Raw genomic sequence first — 20,672 nt, 5'->3', positions numbered from 1 at the left:
CTCTGTTTTCGCCAGAGATATTACTGGTTTTTCAGCCAAGAATGAATACAGATTAATACATACTCCCGATTAACTTTGCGGAGCAGAGCTGATTTTTCAATTCTAGCCGTCTATGCCGCCGAAAACGAGTCGATAAAAATAACCTTAGGGTACGACTAACACCATATGATACTGCGGCAATCACACAACTGCGGGAAAATCAGTGTAAGCAATCACGACATGAATAATATTAGCACGAGCCTGCTGTTTTTGTAATCTATTGAAATTTAAAGCCCAGTCAGAAGCCCCATCCCCCTGACCGCTCGAACGCTGCGAAAAAAAACAATTATTCAGAGTAACCCCCGCGAAAAGGGAAAAATGCAAGGTTGGCAATTAAAATAATGCCGGATGTTTAACAATTTCCTGGCGGGCAAATACTTATTAACCAGGCCGAAATAACTCGCCTATTATTCAAACGCAGCGCGCCATTATGCCCCGCTGCGCCCCACCGCTAACGCCGCGCGGTGCAGATGGCCGCCCCATGCTATGCTATACTCCGCGCCCAGTTAAATACGCCTCCGCGCGCCCGGCGGTTCAAGAGCGCCGCGGATGCGCACCAAAATGCACTTTGCTTCAGGCTTCGGCCTCACATATCAGGAGAGAAAATGAGCAACGTTGATTTCACTACGTCTGCAAACCCGGAAACGCTGGCCACCGAGGTTGCCTGCCTTAAAGCGACGCTGACGCTGATTCTGAAATCGATCGGCCAGGCTGATGCCGGGAAGGTCATTATCAACATGGAACGCTTTATCGCCCAGATCGAGGATCCGGCCCAGGCTGAAGTCTTCAAAAACAGCATCCAGCAGATTAAGCACGCCTACCGCCAATAATCCGCCGCACAGCAGATCTGCCGTTTCCGCAGGTCTGCTTTCCCCTCTCGCGCAGCGCGGGCGATTGATCTTGCACGTGCTTTCAGGCAGTGTATTTTCTTTTGCTCTGAGGAGCTTATGGGCATCCTTGTCAAAGCGTTGATCGGCGCTCTGGTGGTCGTATTGATCGGCATACTCGCCAAAACCCGCAACTACTACATCGCCGGTTTAGTGCCTCTGTTCCCCACTTTTGCTCTCATCGCCCATTACATCGTCGGCAACGAGCGCTCTGTCGCCGCCCTGAAAACCACGCTTATTTTTGGCATGTGGGCCGTCTTGCCCTACCTGGTGTATTTGATTTCACTGTATTTTTTGGTCAATAGCCTGCGGCTTTCGCTGGCGCTTGGTGCGGCGGTACTCTGCTGGGTTGCCGCGGCATGGCTGTTAATCACGCTATGGGGATGGTGGCAGGGGCGCTAAACGCCCCATGCCGAGAGAGGGTTAGGGCCTGCCCGCCTGCAAAACGAAACCGCGCTGCATATCCCCCGCTATGCGGAAATAACGGTTTTCTCCCGCACGCAACGTCATCGGCAATTTGCCGTTAGTGTCGCGCCAGATGCACAGGCTGTTTTCAATCATATCCTGCCCGATGCTCACTTCGTTATTGCCCACCGGCACGCGGAACTCCGCTTTTTCTTTAGCGGCCAAAGAGGCGGCGAACTCCCCATTGATGTAGACGCCGGTGCGGCAGCTGCCGGCCAGCATGCCGCTATCGCGCACCACGACCACCGTGGCATAAGGCGTTTGCGGGACATTCTGATAAAGCAATAAGCGGCTGGGTGGCGGCAGTTCCGCTTGCTGAGGCGGCGTAGCCTGAGTGGCGCAGCCCGTCAGCAATGCAGAGGCAAGAAATAACGCGGCGTAATGCTTCATTCTGAGCTCCTGAAAAAAATCAGTTTTTATAGTAGCAAGAGAATAGCCTGCAACTGTAGCGCTCATACGCCAAAGGCGGGAAAATAGGATAACTTCCCGCCTCTTGCCCCCTGGGCCTGGCCTAAAAAACCCGCTAAGCGGCAAATCTTCGTATCTAATGCATTAGCCGATTATTAAGGGCCTGGTTTACTGAAAATATAACGACATAAAAATGCAGGCGAAACCTTGCGGTTAAATATTATGGCCAGGCGAATATCTGAAATATAAGTTACGGCCCCGCCAAATAAGATAAATCTAAGTTCCGATTAACATCTCTCTATTACAGATTGGAAGACACAATGGCACATCTCTCCCGAACAGCCTGTACAGGCAGCGGCTCGAAGCATCCCGCGGTGCCCTGCATCACCGGCCACTGGGCGGCGAATGGGGATGACGCGCACCGCCGCGACCTCAATCGCAGCTAAACAATAACCATTATCATTTCCAATTAAGAGCCCAGTTTATTACACTCCCCCTCGATCGCTAACTAGGAATATCCCTAGTAAAGATCGCTTGTGATGGATTAGGAAGAGTTAGGGACACCATGAAGATTTACCGCTATTTGATCGTATTACCCTTATTGATGCTGGCTGCGTGCACCCAATGGGAGAAGCCCGGTGCAGTGAAGAGCACCCGTGACATGGAATATGCCGAGTGCCGCAGCCGCGGCTACGATCGTTTTCCACCCGATATGGTGAGAGACGTTGAGTTCGCCTACGAGAATGAATACGTCGGCTGCGAAAAGAATAAGCACGACTGCCCCTCAGGCTATCGTTATGAGAAACGACCATCGTTTAAAACGGTGCAAAACGACCGCAACGCCGCCGCCAGAGATGCGACTATCGAAGCCTGCATGTACGGCAAAGGCTGGCACGAAAAAACCTATTACTGGCCGCAGTGGTAATGCAACCGGCGCCCTGCGCCATACCGGGGTTCCCTCCGCCCGCCGGAAAACGCTATTCGCCCTCGGCCTCTGCCCTCCCCAGGCTGGCCAGCGTTTCAGTGCGCACCGGCGTTAGCGGCACCCTCGGCGAAGGCAGCGGCCAGCCAAACAGCTGCCGCGCCGCAGTCGCGCAGATCTTTCCCTGGCAGGCTCCCATACCGCAGCGGCTGGCCAACTTTGCCGCGCTCCAATTTGGCTGCCCGGTAAGTTGCGCCATCGCCACGTCTTCGCAACGGCACAGCAGGGTCTCCGGCGTGGCGAGCGCCGCCAGCTGCGGGCCAAGCGCAAAGGTGCGCGCCACAGAACCGGCGAACAGCCGCCATTTATCGCGCTGCGCCAGCAGCGCCGCTACCCGTTCACGGTTTCCCGTCGCGGCATAGCCGGCAATCGCGCCCTCGGCCAATGACAGCTCGCTGCCGCCGACGCCGGTGCATTCTCCGGCGGCATAAACCTGCGGCAGGCTGGTTTTCTGCTGGCGATCCACGGCGATAGCGTCGCCGGCAATACGGCATCCCAGCAGCATCGCCAATTCAATGTTCGCCACCAGCCCAAAACCGCAGGCCAGCCGCTCGCAGGCGATGTTCTTTATACGGCCGTTTTGAATGACCCGCACAGCTTCAAGCCGCTGTGCGCCCACCGCTTCCAGTACATGGCTGCTCGCACGGTAGCGGCGATTAAACAGCGAGAAAGATTGCCGCAGCTTCGCCGGCCACCGCCACAGCCCGCCGGCAAAGCCCGCAAGACGGCCCAATGGCGCCTGTTCCGCCACCATTACCACCTCCCCGCCGGCGCGGATCACGCAATCCGCTACCGCCAGCAGCAAAGGGCCGCTGCCGGCAATCGCCACCCGTTCCCCCGCCACCTGCAGCCCGTGCTTGATTTGCGCCTGCAGCCCGCCGGCGCCGGTAACGCCCGGCAGCGTCCATCCCGGAAAAGGCAGCAGCAGCTCCCGCGCGCCGCAGCATAAAATCAACTGGCGGTAGCTGATGGTGCCACAGCCCGCCGCGTCCTCATAAATCAGTTGCCCAGGTTTTCGCAGCGCCACCACCTTGCAACTGCTCTGCAGCGCCACATTAGGCAGGGCTTCAACGCGCTGTCGATATTCGCGCGCCAGAGCAGGCAACCTGACCTGCGGCCCATCACGCCAGATTTGCCCGCCGGGGCGCGGGTTATCGTCCAGCACCCGTATCCGCAGCCCGCTTTCCGCCGCCGCGCGCGCCGCCGCCAGCCCGGCAGGCCCCGCGCCGACAATCAGCACCTCGCAGTGAAAATCACTCATCGCCAATCCTCTCGATACGCATCTCCGGCTGGCACAGGGTCTGGCACGCCAGGCGCCGCAAACCGTCAACGCTCACCCGGCACTCCTGGCAAATGCCCATGCCGCAATAAGGCGCGCGCGGCATGTGGCTGACCGACAGCCGGCTGCAGTCATTTCCGCTGAGGCTAAGCGCCGCCGCCACGCTGATGCCCGCCGGCACCTTGCAAACGTCACCATCGATAGTCAGCGACAACATCACCCGTTTCTCATTCATGACGACCGCCTTCTGTGGCGAACATCCGCGCCGCCAGATAGGGGGTATCATCGATCTCCGGCCGCCGCCGGCCGATCTGCGCCGCAATTAACGCGGCGCTGCCCAACGCGGTCGTCACTCCCAGCCCTTCATGGCCCAGCGCCAGCCAAAGCCACGGATGCTGCGGATGCGGCCCCAACAGCGGCAGCCCGTCTGAAGAAGCGGCGCGCTGGCCGGTCCAACAGCGGATGATGTTCATCTGCGCCAGGGCGGGAAGAAAGCGCTGCGCGCGTGCGAGCATGGCCGCCAGCACCGACATATCCAGCGCGCCGCCAGGAGAATCAAACTGGCGGGAAGAACCGATCAACAGCTGCCCGGTTGGCCGCGCCTGCACATTGAACGCGACCGAGGTGCCATCGCTGGCGTGTGCGCTGGCGCCGTAGCCCAGTTCCACCAGCTGATGCCGGACCCGCTGCGGATAACGGTCAGTGATCGCCAAATGCCCTTTTTTGGCCTTCAGCAGCGGCCGCGCCAGCAGGCGGTCCGCCTGCAGGCCACAGGCCAGCACCACCCGCGGCGCCGCCAGCCGCTCCCCTTCGCGCAACAGCACCGCCCCCTCTTCCAGCGCCGAGGCTTCGCCAATGCTGACGCTGACCGCATCACCGGCATCCGCCAGCAGCCACCGCGCCACGTTGGGCGCGTACAGAATGCCGTCGCCGGGCACCTGCAGACCGCCCGCCAGACCGGTTCGCAACATGGGTTCACGCTCGGCGATCTGGGCGGAGCTTAATGCCTCCGCCACCACGCCATACTCCGCCAGCCGCGCTCGTTTCAGCGCGGCAACGGCCATTTCTTCCGGCTTTTCCGCCAACCACAGCGTGCCGCAGCCGCGCCAGGCGCAGTGCGCCGGCATGCGTTCAGTCACGCCGCGCCACAGCTGCAGCGAGTAGGCGCTCAGCGCCAGTTCGGCGGGGTTGTCATCCATGCACACCAGGTGCCCCATGCCTGCGGCGGTCGCCCCCGGGCGCCGGTTATCCACCACCCGCACGCGGTAGCCTTCGTGCGCCAGTCGCCAGGCGCAGGCGGCGCCGATAATACCGGCCCCCACCACAATCACGTCCGCCACCTGGCCGCCGGACATCAGCGAATCCCCCAAACGAAAGGATCGCGTTCATCCAGCAACAGCCGGCTGTCGGCGCATACATAAGCCTGGCCACGAATAAAAGGCGTTACCCGATCGCCGCTGCGGCGATAGTAAGCGCTGAATTCGCTGCCAATCACGCTGGCCTGCCGCCAAATTTCATCCGGCTGCAGCTTGCCGTCCGCCGCCAGGCAGGCCAGCTTGGCGCTGGTGCCGGTGCCGCACGGCGATCTGTCGTAGGCTTTGCCGGGGCACAGCACGAAATTGCGGCTGTCGGCACGCTCGTCGTCGGCGAAAAGCTCGATATGATCGATCACCCCGCCGTCTGCTCCGCAAATGCCCGCCAGTTCAAGCGCCTGCCGCACCGCCCAGCTAAAGGCGGTCAGGGCGTCCAGGTTGTCGGTGTCGATCGCCAGAGGCGTTTCACCGATCAGGAAGAACCAGTTGCCGCCCCAGGCGATATCGCCCACCACCGGGCCATAGCCGCTGACCTCAACCTGCACCTGCCGGCGGTAACGATAGGCCGCGACGTTCTCCACCGTGACGCTGCCGTCATCGTGCAGCGTGGCGTTGACCGTACCGACCGGCGTTTCGATCACATGGCGCCCGGCCTCGATACGGCCCAGGTAGGCCAGCGAGGCCACCAATCCGATAGTGCCGTGGCCGCACATGCCCAAATAGCCGGCGTTATTGAAAAAGATCACCCCGGCGGTAGCCAACGGCGAGCTCGGCTGGCACAGCAGCGCGCCGACCAGCACATCGTTGCCGCGCGGTTCAAGGATTAGCGCGCCGCGCCAGTCGTCATAATGCAGCGCAAACCGCGCCTTTCGCTCCGCCATGCTGCCGTCGCCCAGATCGGGAAATCCGTCAATGATCAGGCGGGTCGGCTCCCCGCCAGTATGGGAATCGATCGCCCGCAAAGCGGTAATGTGCGAAGAAAGTGCCATCGGCGTCTCCTGGGTTAACGGAATGTTACCAATGGCGCTAGCCTGACCGAATACGCCCGCCGCGGCTTGATGTTTTTCGGCGAAGCGGATGGAGAAATCAGCATAGTGTCATTAACCCAGCAAAATCGAACGCCTCCCTCTTTTCAAAAGACGTCATAAAAATAACCTTATTTATCATTTAGTTATTTATGTGACAGACCGAAATCTTGCGTAAAGCGCCGCAGTTCGCGGAAAAGCCGCCTGCGTTGTTCGGCAAAAGTATGCGGCAATCCGCATATTTGGCAGCCGCCGGGAAATAGCGCTTGATAAGTTACATAAAAGTTAATATTGATGCGGAAGCGCCAACCTGAACTTCAGACTCTGCGGCAAACGGCCGAAAAGGTATTGCTATGCGATTAACCCCAGACCATCAGGTTTCTTCTTCCCCTCCGCCGGTTATCGGGCTGCCGGAAGATGACATTTTCGCCGTTGAGCACCTCTCGCGGCTGTGCGACGGGCTGGCGCAGCAGCGCCCAGGCAGCCTGAACGATCTGCTGAACGCGCTGGCGCTGATCGCACCGTTGCTCAACGCCATCCCCAACGTGGTGTTTTTCATCAAGGATGTGCAGGCTCGTTACCTGCTGGCCAACCTGACGCTGGCCAGACGCTGCGGGTTTAAAACTGTCGCGCCGCTGCTGGGCAAAACCTCCGCCGACGTGTTCCCGGCGCAGCTCGGCTCCGGCTATACCGAGCAAGATTTGCGCGTACTGCGCCACGGCGTGGTGATCCAGGACCAGCTGGAAATGCACCTGTACAACGGCCGGGAGACCGGCTGGTGCCTGACGCAAAAGCTGGCGCTGTGCGACGCACAGGGCAAGATCATCGGCATGGCGGGCATTTCGCACGATCTGCAGGAGGCCAAAGCCAACCATCCCGCCTATCAGCGGTTGGCGGCGATCGACATTCATATCCGCCGCCATTACGCCCGGCCCATCGCCCTTGAGGAGCTGACCGCGCTCACCGGGCTGTCGGTGGCGCAGATCGAGCGTTACTGTAAGCGCATATTCCACCTCACGCCGCGCCAAATGATCCATAAGGTGCGGCTGGAAAAGGCCACCGAACTGCTGGCAGGCGATCTGCCGATCACCGACATCGCCCTGCTGTGCGGCTATACCGATCACAGCGCCTTCAGCCGCCAATTCAAGGCGATGACCGGCTCCACGCCGCGCGACTTCCGCCTGACGCTTTCAGTTTAATCAACTGATTTATTTTGGAAAAAACCTTCATCACCGGCGCGCGCCGCGCCGATTTTTTTCACGTTTGCATTCTGCCGCCACTGTGCCAATTTCGTCATGGCAATCGGCGAAAACCGTCAAGCCCCAGCGAGCAATACCGGTCAATCTGTTAGTGAAATTCACCAATAGTTCACCATTCATTAACAATATTGGACGACAGGAAAACATTTATGAGCCAACAAGCCATCAGCTGGAGCGGCGTATTTCCGGCGGTCAGCACCCAGTTCCGCAGCGATTTTTCGCTGGATCTCGACGCCACCCACAGGGTGATCAGAAACCTGGTCCACGACGGCGTGTCGGGCCTGGTGGTTTGCGGCACCGTCGGTGAAAACACGTCAATGACGGTGCAGGAAAAGCTGGCGGTGATCGAAGTGGCCAAAGACGCCGCAGAAGGTAAAGTGCCGGTCATCGCCGGCATAGCCGAATTCACCACCGCCTTTGCGCAGAATATGGCGCGCGAAGCGCAGAAGGTCGGCGTCGACGGCATTATGGTGATGCCGGCGCTGGTGTATTCCGCCAAACCCCATGAAACCGCCGCGCACTTTCGCAGCGTCGCCGGCGCCACCGACCTGCCGATCATGGTCTACAACAATCCGCCGATCTACAAAAATGACGTCACGCCCGACATCCTGACCTCGCTGGTCGACTGCGACAACATCGTCTGTTTTAAGGACTCCTCGGGCGACACCCGTCGCTTTATCGATCTGCGCAACGAAGTCGGCGATCGCTTCGTGCTGTTCGCCGGGCTGGACGACGTGGTGCTGGAAAGCGTCGCCGTCGGCGCGCAGGGCTGGATTTCCGGCATGTCCAACGCCTTCCCGCGCGAGGGAGAAACCCTGTTCCGCCTGGCGCAAGAAAAGCGCTTCGAAGAGGCGCTGGCGTTGTACCGCTGGTTTATGCCGCTGCTGCACCTGGATGCGCGTCCGGATCTGGTCCAGTGCATCAAGCTGTGCGAACAGCTGGTAGGCCGCGGCAGCGCCGTCACCCGCCCGCCACGCCTGGCGCTGCAGGGCGAGACGCTGGCGGAGGTGACCGCCGTGGTCGAAAAAGCGCTGGCCAACCGCCCAACGCTGCCGAACGTCGGCCTGTAATCCCATTCCTCGCCCGGCCTGGCCGGGCGCCGTCTTTTGACTATCGGGGGTTCCTATGCCCAACGACCACTGCGCCGCCATTCGCGGCCAACAGTTTATCGGCGGCCGTCGCTGCGCCAGCGGCGAAGCCGAGCTGGTCAGCCTGCGCGCCGACAACGGCCAGCCCACCGGCTACCGCTTTCATTCGGCCACACCGGCCGAAACCGCCGCCGCCGCAGAGTGCGCCGCGCGCGCCTTTGCCGCCTATTCACAACTCAGCACCGACCGCCGCGCCGATTTTCTTGACGCCATCGCCGAACAGCTCGATGCGCTGGGGGAAGACTTTTTCGCCTTAGCTACGCAGGAAACCGCATTACCGCTGGCTCGCCTGAGCAGCGAACGCGCCAGAACCAGCGGCCAGATGCGGCTGTTCGCCAAACTGCTGCGCCGCGGCGACGTGCACGCCGCACGCATCGACTCCGCGCTGCCGGAACGCACGCCCTTGCCGCGCCCGGACCTGCGGCAATACCGCACCGCGCTTGGCCCGGTGGCGGTGTTTGGCGCCAGCAATTTCCCGTTGGCGTTCTCCACCGCGGGCGGTGACACCGCCGCCGCGCTGGCCGCCGGCTGCCCGGTGGTGTTCAAGGCGCACACCGGCCACATGATCACCGCAGAGCTGACGGCGCAGGCCATAGAACGGGCCAGAGAGCGGCAAAACATTCCGCCTGGGGTGTTCAACATGATTTTCGGCGACCGCGTGGGGGCCGAATTGGTGCAGCATCCGGCTATTCAGGCCGTGGGCTTTACCGGATCCTTGAAGGGCGGCAGAACCCTGTTCGATCTGGCGATGCGTCGCCCTCAACCGATCCCGGTGTTCGCCGAGATGTCGAGCATCAACCCGGTGGTGATCCTGCCGCAGGCGCTGGCGCGGCGTGGGCAGCAAATCGCCCAGGAGCTGGTGGCGTCCTTCACCCTGGGCTGCGGCCAGTTTTGCACCAAACCGGGGCTGATTATCGGCCGACGCGGCCCGGCGTTAAGCCGGTTGATCGACGAACTCGCCGCCAGGGTCAACGCCACTGCCCCGCAGCCGATGCTGAATCCCGGCACGCTGGAACACTATCACCTGGGGTTGCAGGCGCTGGACGCACATCAGGGCATCCGTCACCTGGCCGGCCAGCGCCAAAGAGCGCCCTATCTTGCCGCCGCGCAGCTGTACCAGGCCGATGTCGCGCTGCTGCTGCAGGGCGACCCGCTGTTGCAGCAAGAGGTATTTGGCCCCGTCGCGATTTTGGTGGAGGCCGATACCACCGAGCAGCTGCAGGCGGCGCTGGAGGCTTTACAGGGGCAACTGACCGCCACGTTGCTGGCGGATGACGACGAGCTTGCCGACGCCGCCGGCCTGGCCCAGTTACTCGCCCGCAAGGCTGGCCGGGTGCTGTGCAATGGCTACCCGACCGGCGTGGAAGTGTGCGACGCCATGGTGCACGGCGGGCCCTACCCGGCCACCAGCGATGCGCGCGGCACCTCGGTGGGCACGTTGGCCATCGAGCGTTTCCTGCGCCCGGTCTGCCTGCAAAATTACCCCGCGGCGCTGCTGCCCCCTCCGTTGCAAGACGCCAACCCGCTCAACCTGCTGCGGTTGGTTAACGGCGTCTACACCAGAGAGCCCATGGAACCATCTGCCAAAAACTAGCCCGGCCGCATCTGTATGCCATCCAATAACAAAAGGGCAATACCATGACAACCCAAGGCAAATTCAAGAAGCAGCTCACGCTCACCGATCTAACGTTTATCGGCCTGGGCGCAATTTTCGGTTCCGGCTGGCTGTTCGCCGCCAGCCACGTTTCTTCCATCGCCGGCCCCGCCGGCATTTACTCCTGGCTGATCGGCGGCCTGGCGGTGCTGCTGCTCGGCATCGTTTACTGCGAGCTGGGCGCGGCGCTGCCGCGCGCCGGCGGCATCATTCGCTACCCGGTGTTTTCACACGGTGAATTGATGGGCTACCTGCTGGGTTTTATCACGCTTATCGCCTTCTCCAGTCTGATCGCCATCGAGGTGGTGGCGGCGCGTCAATACGCCGCCGCCTGGTTCCCTTTCCTCAGCCAGCCCGGCTCCGGCGACCCGACGCTGCTTGGCTGGCTGGTGCAGCTGGCGCTATTGTGCTTTTTCTTCGCGCTCAATTACTACAGCGTGAAAACCTTCGCCAAATCCAACAACCTGATCAGCGTGCTGAAGTTCCTGGTGCCGCTGCTGGTGATCGTAGTGCTGTTCAGCTTCTTCCAGCCGGAGAATCTGCACAGCCAGGGCTTCGCGCCCTTTGGTTCCGCCGGCGTTGAAGCCGCCATTTCCGCCGGCGGCATCATCTTCGCCTACCTGGGCCTGACACCGATCATCTCGGTCGCCAGCGAGGTGCAAAAACCACAGCGCACTATTCCCATCGCACTGATCCTATCGGTGGTGCTGTCCACCATCATCTATGTGCTGCTGCAAATCGCCTTCCTCGGCAGCATCCCCAGCAGCCTGTTGAGCGGCGGTTGGGCCGGCATCGGCCAGCAGTTTTCGCTGCCGTTCCGCGATATCGCCATCACGCTGGGCATGGGCTGGCTGGCATTTCTGGTCGTCAGCGACGCTATCGTTTCGCCAAGCGGCACCGGCAATATCTATATGAACGCTACGCCGCGCGTGATCTACGGCTGGGCGCGCGCCGGCACCTTCTTTAAAATTTTCACCCGCGTAGACGGCGAGTCCGGCATCCCGCGCCCGGCGCTGTGGCTGACCTTCGCCCTGTCGGTATTCTGGACGCTGCCTTTCCCTTCCTGGGAGAAATTGATCGGCGTTGTGTCTGCCGCGCTGGTGCTGAGCTACGCCATTGCGCCGGTGACCGCCGCCGGCCTGCGGCGCAACGCCCCTGACCTGCCTCGCCCATTCCGGGTGCGCGGGTTCTGCGTGCTCGGCCCGCTGTCGTTTATCATCTCGGCGCTGATCGTCTTCTGGTCGGGTTGGAGCACCGTATCCTGGCTGCTTGGGCTGCAAATTCTGATGTTCGTGGTCTATATCCTGTTTAAAAACCAGGTGCCGACGCATGCCGTCAGCCTGAAGCAACAGATTTGGTCATCGCTATGGCTGATCGCCTTCTATGCCTTGCTGATCGCCGTCTCTTACCTCAGCAGCTTCGGCGGCATCGGCGCCATCGGCCACCCCTGGGACACCATCACGGTAGCGGTAATCGCACTGGTGATTTACTACTGGGGCGCCTATACCTGTTTACCTCAGGCGAATTTCGTCGGAGATGAAGAAGAGTGATAACCAAGGAGGAAGCCGAGATGACGCAAACCCGCAATCTGTCGCTGGATCAAGCCTATCAGCTGGCGCTGAGCGCCCTGCTCAACAATGGCTTCAGCCAGGCGCACGCCGAAGCGGTGGCGCAGAACGTCACCCACGGCGAGCGCGACGGCTGCGCCTCGCACGGCCTGTACCGCCTGCTGGGCTGCATCCGCTCACTGCACGCCGGCAAAGTTTCCGCCGACGCGCAGCCGAAGCTTAACGATCGCGCCCCGGCAATCCTGCAGGTGGATGCCGGTGGCGCCTTCTCGCTGCTGGCCTATCGCCGCGCGCTGCCGGACTTTATCGATAAGGTGCGCGCCAACGGCATCGCCGCGCTGGCGATTAACCGCTGCGTGCACTTTTCCGCCCTGTGGGCCGACATCGAGCCCCTGACCGAAAAGGGCCTGGTGGCGCTGGCCTGCACGCCGAGCCATGCCTGGGTGACGCCGGCCGGGGGCAGCCGCCCGCTGTTCGGCACCAACCCCATCGCCTTCGGCTGGCCACGGCCCGGGCGGCCGCCGTTTTTATTCGATATGGCAACCAGCGCGGCGGCGCGCGGCGAAATTGAGCTGCACCGCCGCGCCGGTACCCCGCTGCCAGAAGGCTGGGGTATCGACAGCGCCGGCAACCCCAGCACCGACCCCGTCAGCGTGCTGGAAGGCGCAATGCTGACCTTTGGCGGGCATAAGGGTTCGGCGTTGGCGGCCATGGTGGAACTGCTGGCCGGGCCGCTGATCGGCGACCTCACCAGCAAGGAGTCGTTGGCCTACGACGAACGGACCGGCTCCTCGCCCTACGGCGGTGAACTGGTTATCGCCCTGGATCCCGAGCGCTTTCTCGGCGCGGACAGGGCAAAGTATTTCGCCCGGGCGGAGGCGATGTTTGCCGACATGCAGGCGCAAGGGGCGCGTATTCCGGGAGAGAGGCGCTATCAGCGACGGCAACAGAGTGAACTATCGGGGATCGAGATACCCACAGGGCTGTATGACGAGATTGCAGCGCTGTGCCGTTAACGGCAGCAGGCCGCCGGGCGGCGGCCTGCTCTGCCTGGATTAGCGAACCACCATCACCGAGATGTTGGCGTGGCGGACGATAGCCGCCGCATTAGAACCCAGCAGATAGGTTTTCACGCTCGGGCGGCGCGAGCCAATGATAATGAGATCGGCGTCAATCTCTTCGGCCAGCTGCAGCACCTGATCGCGCGGTGAACCAAAGCTGATGGTGTAATTGAGGCGATCGAGCGGGATATCGATTTCCGACATGATTTTCTTGAGTTTATCCACCGCTTTAACTTCCGCCTGGTTTTCAAACTCTTTGATGCCAAACGAATAGGCGGTGACAAACGCCGATGCATCCGGCAGCGCGTGGAAAAAATGCACTTTGGCGCCGGACATCTTCGCCAGATATTCCACGTGCTGGAGCGCATGTTCAGTCAGCAAATCCTCTTCAATATCTATCGGCACTAAAATAGTCTTGTACATATCACGTCCTTTTTATGTAAAACCGGGGTGCCTACAGGGTACTGCCGGGCATGCATGGGGTGAACCGCTTTATCGCGCTTTTGTGATCGGGGGATAAATACTGCAGCAGGCAATTGATATTTTAACAAAATATAAACATAGCAAGGTTAACCGATAGGCAATTAATTATTTTTCACCCGTGATTAAATAAGCTGCAAATAAACTGCCTTGGCGGTCGCGGCGGTTTTATTGGCGACCGAGAGTTTTTTAATGGCGTTGGCAATATGGAAATTCACCGTACGCTCGCTTAACCCCATCAACAGCGCAATTTCCTCCGAGGTTTTCCCTTCGCTGCACCAGCGTAGAATGTCCTTCTCGCGCAGCGTCAGCACGTCTTTTATCGCCTCGTCGTTAACCGATATCAGCCCTTCCCTCAGCGTCTTATGGGCGGTCTGGGCCAGCCACAGGAAAAAGGTCTCGTTAGCCGCACTGGCTGCCGGATCCTGCTGCGGAACTCTCTCACCGGCGAAAGTGAGAATACCCAACCGGCCATAACAATCCTTAATGGACTGTGACCACCCCTCCCGTATGCCGAATTGCGCCATACGCCACCACAGCTCTGGCCTGTCGCGGTAAAAGGGTTCATCCCAGCGGAACTGCAGCGTCGAATGGTGAGCCTGTTCAATCACCGGATCCTGCAGATAGATGCGCAATTTGCGATAGTCATCCATATATTCCGCCGGGAAGTTGCCTTCGATAAGCATTTTTGGCCGGCTGGCGGGGTAGCAGGAAAACACGATATAAGAAAAGTACTCAAAGCCCAGCGCCCGGGCGCTGGGCGCCAGCTGGCGTAAAAACGCCTCGCGCTCGGGCAAGCTGCCGAGTATCTCCGCCATTAAAACCTGAGTGCGATAATCCATAAAACGGTCTCTCCAGATAGCTGCGCCGGCAATTTATTAGTGAGGTTAACTATAGAGTAAGGCGGTGAGCGTCAGTAGCCGTTTCATATAATAAAAAATACAATGGCTATAACAAAAAAAGCTATCAGTACGGTAATATCCGGGAAATAACCGAATTCCCCTCCCTGTTTAGCGTAATTCTGCGAATAGCATAACGACCCGATATTGTAAACCTGTCAGTTTTACCGTTGGACAAGAAAGTTCCCGCCAATTACTTTCGCCACAGGCACCCGGTGTCGCTCTAAATCCGAATAGATTATAAGCATTTGCGAATTATGCATTGCATAAAACAGTCACGGGGATTTTATATGGCAGAGAATAATTCAGTCATTCATTCGGCGGCAGTCATCGGCGCCGGCACCATGGGCAGAGGCATTGCCTACCTTTTGGCGCAGAGCGGTATCCGAACGGTGCTTTACAACCGCAACGGCAATAATCTCAGTCAGGCGCGAGAATATATTCTTCAGGATCTGGATAAAAGGGTCGCTCAGGGGAAAATAAGCCCACAGAAAAAGGGCGAAGTGTTAGCCAATTTGATTTTCTCCGCCGAATTCGATGCCATCGCCGACAGTGACCTGGTGATTGAAAGCATCGCCGAACAGGAGCAAACCAAGCTCGAGATTTTGGCGGCTATCTCCGCCGGGGTCAAGGCGGAGACCATCATCGCCACCAATACGTCCTCACTGTCACTGAATAAGCTGGCGACCGCCGTGGCACACGGCGAACGTTTTATCGGTCTGCACTTTTTCAATCCGGCGCCTTTGATGAAGCTGATTGAGATCATCCCCGCCTACTTCACCTCCCAGAGCGCTATTCAGCGCTGCCAACGCCTGGTTGAAGCTATCGGCAAGCAGTTTGTGGTTTGCAAAGCCACACCGGGTTTTATCGTTAACCGGATGGCGCGCCCTTTTTATCTGGAGGGTTTCCGCCTGCTGGAAGAAAACGTGGCGCAGGCGGCGCAGATAGACAGCGCGCTTAAAGCCGGAGGGCGCTTTCGCATGGGGCCGCTGGAGCTGACCGACTTTATCGGCCAGGATATCAACTATCAGGTCAGCCGGCAGATTTGGCAGGATATGCAATATGATCCGCGCTATACCCCCGGCCACCTGCAGCGTTCCCTGGTGGATGCCGGTTTGTTGGGGAAGAAGAACGGCCGTTCGTTCTTTACCGCCGCCACGGCGGCGCATACCCCGCCAGCGGCCGTTGAGGCGTTTCCCGACGTGCTGCGCTTTCACGGCAGCCATCCTCTGTTCGCTTTACTGCAACGCAGCGCGCAGGCCGTCAGGCCGGCGTTGCGCTGGGAGCACCAGCCGGAACAGCCGGGGCTGGGCGCATTTATTCAGGTCGACGAGGCTTTTATCATTAAAGTCACCGACGGCCGAACGGCGAATCAGCTCGCCGACCACAGCGCGCTCGATGTTTTCGTGGTTGATGCCGCACTGGACTACGCCGATACCCCCTACCTGGTGGCGGCGCACAATCAGCACGCCCGGCAAGCCAATAAGTCGCTGTTTTTAAACCTGCTGCACAGCCTGATCCCTCAGGTTGAATTTATCAAAGACTCGCCAGCCCTGATTGTCGCCCGCGTGATAGGCAGCCTGATCAATGAATCGGTGATTATGGTGGAGAGCGGCGTGTGCCGCCGGGAAGATATCGATATCGCCGCCGTCGCCGGCGTGAACTACGCCAACGGCATCTTCGACTGGCTGGCGCTGTTGGGGCAAAAAAACGTCAAGACCCTCCTGGACAACATGGCGCAGCTGCTGCATTCGGCGCGCTACTACCCGCATTACTCTTTGTTGAATGTCCCCCGGCCCGCTCTGGCGACCGCACCCTAAGGAAAAATGATGACGATGAAAGATGACGGGGTCTACCTGATCGACGGCACCCGCACGGCGATCGGCGCCTACGGCGGCAGCCTGGCGCTAACCCGCCCCGACGACATGGCGGCGGCCATGATCCGCGCCCTGCTGCAACGGCATCCGGCGGTTGAAGCAGAGGTGGATGAAGTGGTTCTGGGCTGCGCCAATCAGGCAGGCGAAGATAATCGCAACGTCGCGCGCATGGCGGCGCTGCTTTCCGGGCTGGAACAATCGGTGCCGGCCATTACCCTCAATCGGCTGTGCGCCTCTGGATTGGATGCGGTGATTTACGCCGGCGCGAAAATTAAGAGCGGGCTCAGCGATCTGGTGCTGGCCGGCGGGGTAGAGAGCATGAGCCGCGCCCCCTATGTGCTGTCGAAAAGCGAAACGCCCTTCGACAAGGGGGTAAAACTTTACGACACCACCCTGGGCTGGCGCTTCGTCAACCCGCGGCTGGCGGAGCGCTACGGCAGCGATCCACTCGGCGTCACGGCGGAAAACGTGGCTCGGCAGCAGCGTATTTCCCGCGAGGAACAGGATCTTTTCGCTCTGGCGTCGCAGCAGAAAACCCAAAACGCCATCGCCAGCGGCCGGTTGGCACAAGAAATCACCCCGCTGGAAGTGCCGACCGGCAGAAAAACCACCGGGATATTTTCTCAGGATGAGTTCCCGCGCCACAGCACGCTGCCGCAGTTGCAGGCGCTGAAACCGGCGTTCGCCGCCGACGGCAGCGTCACCGCCGGCAACGCCTCCGGCATTAACGACGGCGCCGCCGTGCTGCTGCTGGCCTCGGGCCGCTATGTGAAACGTCAGGGGCTACGGCCATTGGCGGAGATAGGCGACAGCGCGACCGCCGGCGTGGCACCGGCGCTGATGGGGCTGGGTCCGATAGCGGCGACTGACCGGCTGCTGCAGCGCAGCGGTTTTACCCTGAACGATTTCGATGTGATCGAGATTAATGAAGCCTTCGCCGCGCAGGTAGTGGCGGTGCTGAAACACTGGCGGATCGCCGCTGACGATACGCGAGTCAATCCGAACGGCGGCGCGATCGCCCTCGGCCATCCGTTGGGCATGTCCGGCGCGCGTCTGGTGTTGTCCGCCGCGCTGGAGCTGAATGCCCGGCAGTTGAACAATGCATTGGTCACCCTGTGTGTCGGTGTCGGCCAGGGTGTGTCATTGGTTGTTAAAGCCCTCTAACGTTAAGGAATATCCCATGAGCGTATTGAACATACTCGAAGAAAAACTGGCGGAAACCAAGAAACAGGGCCGATTCCGCGAATTCCTTAACCTCGAACGCGGCGTGCAGGATAAGCCCTGGGCCACCAGCCATGAGCAGCAGGGAGAACGCCGTCTCAACGTCTGGTGCTCGAATGACTACCTGGCGATGAGCCATCACCCCAAAGTGCTGTTGGCGACCACCGAGGCGGTCAACCGGGTGGGGTTGGGCACCTGTGGCGCGCGCAGCATTTCCGGCACTTCGGTCTATCACGGCGAGCTGGAAACCCTGCTGGCCAGCGCCTACGGCAAGGAGTCCGCCCTGCTGTTCACCACTGGGTTCGGCGCTAACGACGCCACGTTATCCACGCTGTGCGACGCCATTCCCAATCTGATCGTGTTTTCCGACGAGTTGAACCATGCGTCGATGATCTATGGCATCCGCTACAGCAAAGCGGAGAAAAAAATCTTTCGCCACAACGATGTAGAACACCTCGCCGAACTGCTGGCGGCGGAAGATCCGGCGCGGCCGAAGCTGATCGCCTTCGAATCGCTTTATTCGATGGACGGCGACTTTGCCCCGCTGGCGCAGATTGTGGCGCTGGCGGAAAAACATCAGGCGCTCACCTATCTGGACGAAATCCACTCCGCCGGCGTTTACGGCGAGCGTGGGCTGGGCTATGCCGAGCAGCTGGGGCTGTTGGATAAAATTACCGTGATTCAGGGCGGCTTCGGCAAATCCTATGGCGCGGCGGGCGGCTATATTGCGGCGCCGCGGGTCGTGGTCGAGGCGGTGCGCAGCTGGGCGCCGGCGTTCGTTTTCAGCACCTCGTCTCCCGCGCCGGTGGTCGCCGCCGCGCTGGCCAGCTTCAAATATAATCTCGAACATGACACCCAGCGCAAACACCTGCTGGCGATTGTCGAGCATCTGAAAACCGGGCTGCGCGCCGCCGGTATTCCGCTGGTGTCGCAAGACAGCCATATTCTGCCGGTGCTGGTAGGCGATCCCCATCGCAACAAGCATATCAGCAAGGTCTTGCTCGATGAGTACGCCATCTATGTTCAGCCAGTCAATGCGCCAACGGTGCCCGCCGGCAGCGAACGGCTGCGCGTGACGCCCACCTCGGCGCATTCCCACGCCGACGTGGATGCATTCCTGGCGGCATTGAGCAAGGTCTGGGTGGCGAATGACTTACGGAGGGCAGGATGAGGTTAGCGGACTATAACGGCCATTTTCTGACGCTGTGCCTGATGGCGACCGGCACCTTCGCCATCGGCACCGACGCGTTTATTGTCGCCGGCGTGCTCAGCGACATCTCAGAGACCTTTGCCGTCAGCCCCGCTCAGGCGGGGCAGTTGATTTCAATCTTTGCCTTGGCCTATATGCTGTTTGCCCCGCTGACCGCCTGGCTGTTGGGCAACGTCAATCGCAAACGCATTCTGCAGATGGCCCTGGTGCTGTTTATCGCCGGCAACCTGGCGTGCGCCTTCGCCACCAGCTATTTGCAGATTTCGCTCGGCCGCGTGCTGGCCGCATTGGGCGCGGCCTGCTACACCCCGCAGGCCGCGGCGGCGGCCGTCGGGTTGGTTGCGGAGAAACGCCGGGGATTGGCTATCTCTATCGTGTATGGCGGCATGACGCTGGCGATCGCCCTCGGCATTCCCTTCGGCACCTTCCTCGCCAAACTCATCGGCTGGCGGGAAATCTTCCTGTTTATCGCCCTGCTCGGCGCCTTTGCGTTGCTGGGGCTTTCACTGGCGCTGCGCGCCATTGCGCCGCCGGGTAAACACACGTTGAAAGAGCGCCTTGCCCCGCTGCGGCAAAAAACGGTGTTGACCACGCTGCTGATCACCTTCTTCGCCGTCTGTTCGGAGCACATCGTCTACAGCTATGTCAGCGTGTTGTTGAAAAACACCCAGCTGGGGCCAAGCGCCATTTTGCCCATCGCGCTGCTGGTGTTCGGCGTGGGTGCGGTGATCGGCAACCTGGTGTCCGGCCTGCTGACCGACACCCTCGGCAGCAAATTCGTGCTGCTGTTTTCGGTGTCCGTCCAAACTGCGTCGCTGTTCCTGCTCGCTTTTTATGTCACCTCCGCCTGGTGGGTGCTGGCCATCTTCCTGGTGTGGGGCATTACCGGCTGGATGTATCTGGTGCCCATCCAGCACCATCTGCTGTCGCTATCCAAGCGTTTTGGCGCGCTTACCGTCTCGCTGAACAGCTCGGTGCTGTACGCCGGCATCGCCGCCGGCGGCATGTTGGGCGGCCTGACGCTCTATGCCCTGCCGGCGCATTATCTGCCGCTGTTCTCGCTGCCGCTGGGGGCTATCGCCCTGCTGCTGACTCTGGTGTTTTTTCAGGGAGAGCCCATAGATGAGTGAATTGCCGCCGGTACTCTATGAACGCCACGACGACCATATCGCCGTTATCACCCTCAACCGGCCGGAAAAAAAGAACGCCATCAACCTGCGGATGGCCGAGCTGATTCAGATGCACCTGCAACGGGCCGAGCGGGATGAAAAGGTGCGGGTCATCGTGCTGACGGGCCAGCCGGAGGCGTTTTCCGCCGGCATGGACGTGCAGGCTTTTCGCCAGGGGGAACTGCCGGTGGTGGCGCCGGGCGGATTTGGCGGCATCATCCACGCACGGCTCAGCAAAGTGATCGTCGCCGCCGTCGACGGCATCGCTTTCGGCGGCGGTTTTGAAATAGCGCTGGCCTGCGATCTGATTGTCGCCCAGCGCCATGCCCGTTTCAGCTTTCCGGAAACCGGCCTCGGCCTGGTGGCCGCCCAGGGCGGCTGCGCGCGGCTGCCGGCGCGTATCTCGCCCTATATCGCGCTCGACTGGCTGCTCACCGGCAGAATAGTCGGCGCGGAAGAGGCCCTGCGGCACGGGGCCATTTCACGCCTCAGCGAAGGCCCGGCGTTGGAAGACGCGCTGCAGCTGGCCCGGCAGATTGCGCAAAAGGATCCCTTCGCCAGCCAGGCGGTGAAGGCTATTGTGCGCCAGAGTTTGGCGCACCGCGAAGCGCCGTCGTTCGACTATCAGCAAGGCTGGGTGGAGCAGGTTCGCCGCGCCGCAGCCGGACGCTAAATTTCAGCTGGCCGTGGCCCCATATCCAAGATTATTCTGATGGCAAGACATCGTA

Annotated in this window: 20 protein-coding genes; 13 read left to right on the top strand and 7 right to left on the bottom strand. The window is 60.4% G+C overall.

Annotation, left to right across the window (positions count from 1 at the left end):
* The first annotated feature begins 644 nt into the window (after positions 1–644).
* The gene (locus KHA73_RS09230; RefSeq protein ID WP_234590462.1) at positions 645–869 is read left to right on the top strand and encodes a DUF2594 family protein; all 225 of its coding nucleotides are present in this window, start codon (positions 645–647) and stop codon (positions 867–869) included.
* A gap of 117 nt (positions 870–986) precedes the next feature.
* The gene (locus tag KHA73_RS09225; RefSeq protein ID WP_234590461.1) at positions 987–1,328 is read left to right on the top strand and encodes a GlpM family protein; all 342 of its coding nucleotides are present in this window, start codon (positions 987–989) and stop codon (positions 1,326–1,328) included.
* 21 nt (positions 1,329–1,349) lie between these two features.
* Here the strand turns inward: KHA73_RS09225 and KHA73_RS09220 are convergent, their stop codons facing one another.
* Positions 1,350–1,781 (bottom strand): hypothetical protein, encoded by a 432-nt coding sequence (locus tag KHA73_RS09220; RefSeq protein WP_234590460.1) that lies wholly within the window; start codon positions 1,779–1,781, stop codon positions 1,350–1,352.
* A gap of 583 nt (positions 1,782–2,364) precedes the next feature.
* Between KHA73_RS09220 and KHA73_RS09215 the strand changes: the two genes are divergently transcribed.
* A complete protein-coding gene (locus tag KHA73_RS09215) occupies positions 2,365–2,724 on the top strand; it encodes a hypothetical protein (protein ID WP_252961725.1) in 360 nt (119 codons plus the stop codon).
* A gap of 52 nt (positions 2,725–2,776) precedes the next feature.
* On the opposite strand, the gene KHA73_RS09210 is transcribed toward KHA73_RS09215, so the two are convergent.
* The 4 genes from KHA73_RS09210 to KHA73_RS09195 are packed head-to-tail and all read right to left on the bottom strand — an operon-like array spanning position 2,777 to position 6,362.
* Complete coding sequence (locus tag KHA73_RS09210; protein ID WP_234590458.1) at positions 2,777–4,042, bottom strand: NAD(P)/FAD-dependent oxidoreductase; 1,266 nt, start codon at positions 4,040–4,042, stop codon at positions 2,777–2,779.
* The gene (locus KHA73_RS09205; RefSeq protein WP_234590457.1) at positions 4,035–4,295 is read right to left on the bottom strand and encodes a (2Fe-2S)-binding protein; all 261 of its coding nucleotides are present in this window, start codon (positions 4,293–4,295) and stop codon (positions 4,035–4,037) included. The genes KHA73_RS09210 and KHA73_RS09205 overlap by 8 nt, the downstream gene beginning before the upstream one ends.
* The gene (locus tag KHA73_RS09200) at positions 4,288–5,415 is read right to left on the bottom strand and encodes an NAD(P)/FAD-dependent oxidoreductase (protein ID WP_234590456.1); all 1,128 of its coding nucleotides are present in this window, start codon (positions 5,413–5,415) and stop codon (positions 4,288–4,290) included. The genes KHA73_RS09205 and KHA73_RS09200 overlap by 8 nt, the downstream gene beginning before the upstream one ends.
* Positions 5,415–6,362, bottom strand: a complete 948-nt coding sequence (locus KHA73_RS09195; RefSeq protein WP_234590454.1) for a 4-hydroxyproline epimerase — start codon at positions 6,360–6,362, stop codon at positions 5,415–5,417. The genes KHA73_RS09200 and KHA73_RS09195 overlap by 1 nt, the downstream gene beginning before the upstream one ends.
* Before the next feature lie 389 nt (positions 6,363–6,751).
* On the opposite strand from KHA73_RS09195, the gene KHA73_RS09190 reads away from it, so the two are divergent.
* The 5 genes from KHA73_RS09190 (at position 6,752) to KHA73_RS09170 (ending at position 13,043) form a co-directional block, all read left to right on the top strand.
* Positions 6,752–7,597: an AraC family transcriptional regulator gene (locus KHA73_RS09190; protein WP_234590452.1), complete on the top strand. Its 846-nt coding sequence runs from the start codon at positions 6,752–6,754 to the stop codon at positions 7,595–7,597.
* A gap of 209 nt (positions 7,598–7,806) precedes the next feature.
* Positions 7,807–8,727: a dihydrodipicolinate synthase family protein gene (locus KHA73_RS09185; RefSeq protein WP_234590450.1), complete on the top strand. Its 921-nt coding sequence runs from the start codon at positions 7,807–7,809 to the stop codon at positions 8,725–8,727.
* Positions 8,728–8,782: 55 nt separating this feature from the next.
* Positions 8,783–10,399: an aldehyde dehydrogenase (NADP(+)) gene (locus KHA73_RS09180; protein ID WP_234590448.1), complete on the top strand. Its 1,617-nt coding sequence runs from the start codon at positions 8,783–8,785 to the stop codon at positions 10,397–10,399.
* Between the two features lie 44 nt (positions 10,400–10,443).
* A complete protein-coding gene (locus tag KHA73_RS09175) occupies positions 10,444–12,009 on the top strand; it encodes an APC family permease (RefSeq protein ID WP_234590447.1) in 1,566 nt (521 codons plus the stop codon).
* A 20-nt stretch (positions 12,010–12,029) separates the two neighbouring features.
* Positions 12,030–13,043: an Ldh family oxidoreductase gene (locus tag KHA73_RS09170; RefSeq protein ID WP_234590445.1), complete on the top strand. Its 1,014-nt coding sequence runs from the start codon at positions 12,030–12,032 to the stop codon at positions 13,041–13,043.
* Between the two features lie 39 nt (positions 13,044–13,082).
* Here KHA73_RS09170 and KHA73_RS09165 read toward each other — a convergent pair whose 3' ends face one another.
* Both KHA73_RS09165 and KHA73_RS09160 read right to left on the bottom strand, forming a co-directional pair.
* Complete coding sequence (locus tag KHA73_RS09165; RefSeq protein WP_234590443.1) at positions 13,083–13,511, bottom strand: universal stress protein; 429 nt, start codon at positions 13,509–13,511, stop codon at positions 13,083–13,085.
* A 182-nt stretch (positions 13,512–13,693) separates the two neighbouring features.
* On the bottom strand, positions 13,694–14,410 hold the full coding sequence (locus KHA73_RS09160) for a LuxR family transcriptional regulator (protein ID WP_234590441.1): 717 nt from the start codon (positions 14,408–14,410) through the stop codon (positions 13,694–13,696).
* A gap of 347 nt (positions 14,411–14,757) precedes the next feature.
* Between KHA73_RS09160 and KHA73_RS09155 the strand changes: the two genes are divergently transcribed.
* From KHA73_RS09155 to KHA73_RS09135, 5 genes are read left to right on the top strand one after another with little or no spacing between them, the layout of a single operon-like run.
* The gene (locus tag KHA73_RS09155; RefSeq protein ID WP_234590439.1) at positions 14,758–16,287 is read left to right on the top strand and encodes a 3-hydroxyacyl-CoA dehydrogenase NAD-binding domain-containing protein; all 1,530 of its coding nucleotides are present in this window, start codon (positions 14,758–14,760) and stop codon (positions 16,285–16,287) included.
* A gap of 9 nt (positions 16,288–16,296) precedes the next feature.
* Positions 16,297–17,508: an acetyl-CoA C-acyltransferase gene (locus KHA73_RS09150; protein WP_314725574.1), complete on the top strand. Its 1,212-nt coding sequence runs from the start codon at positions 16,297–16,299 to the stop codon at positions 17,506–17,508.
* Positions 17,509–17,524: 16 nt separating this feature from the next.
* Positions 17,525–18,736 carry a 5-aminolevulinate synthase gene (hemA, locus tag KHA73_RS09145; RefSeq protein ID WP_234590437.1) on the top strand — a complete coding sequence of 404 codons (1,212 nt, stop codon included), beginning with the start codon at positions 17,525–17,527 and terminating at the stop codon, positions 18,734–18,736.
* Positions 18,733–19,905, top strand: coding sequence for an MFS transporter (locus KHA73_RS09140; RefSeq protein WP_234590436.1), 1,173 nt, complete (start codon positions 18,733–18,735; stop codon positions 19,903–19,905). The genes hemA and KHA73_RS09140 overlap by 4 nt, the downstream gene beginning before the upstream one ends.
* On the top strand, positions 19,898–20,617 hold the full coding sequence (locus tag KHA73_RS09135; protein ID WP_234590434.1) for an enoyl-CoA hydratase-related protein: 720 nt from the start codon (positions 19,898–19,900) through the stop codon (positions 20,615–20,617). The genes KHA73_RS09140 and KHA73_RS09135 overlap by 8 nt, the downstream gene beginning before the upstream one ends.
* The last annotated feature ends 55 nt before the right edge of the window (positions 20,618–20,672 follow it).

It is taken from the genome of Serratia entomophila (assembly GCF_021462285.1).
Taxonomy (GTDB): Bacteria; Pseudomonadota; Gammaproteobacteria; order Enterobacterales; family Enterobacteriaceae; genus Serratia; species Serratia entomophila.
Note: the sequence above shows the minus strand (reverse complement) of the source record. Positions and strands in the feature narration are given on the sequence as shown.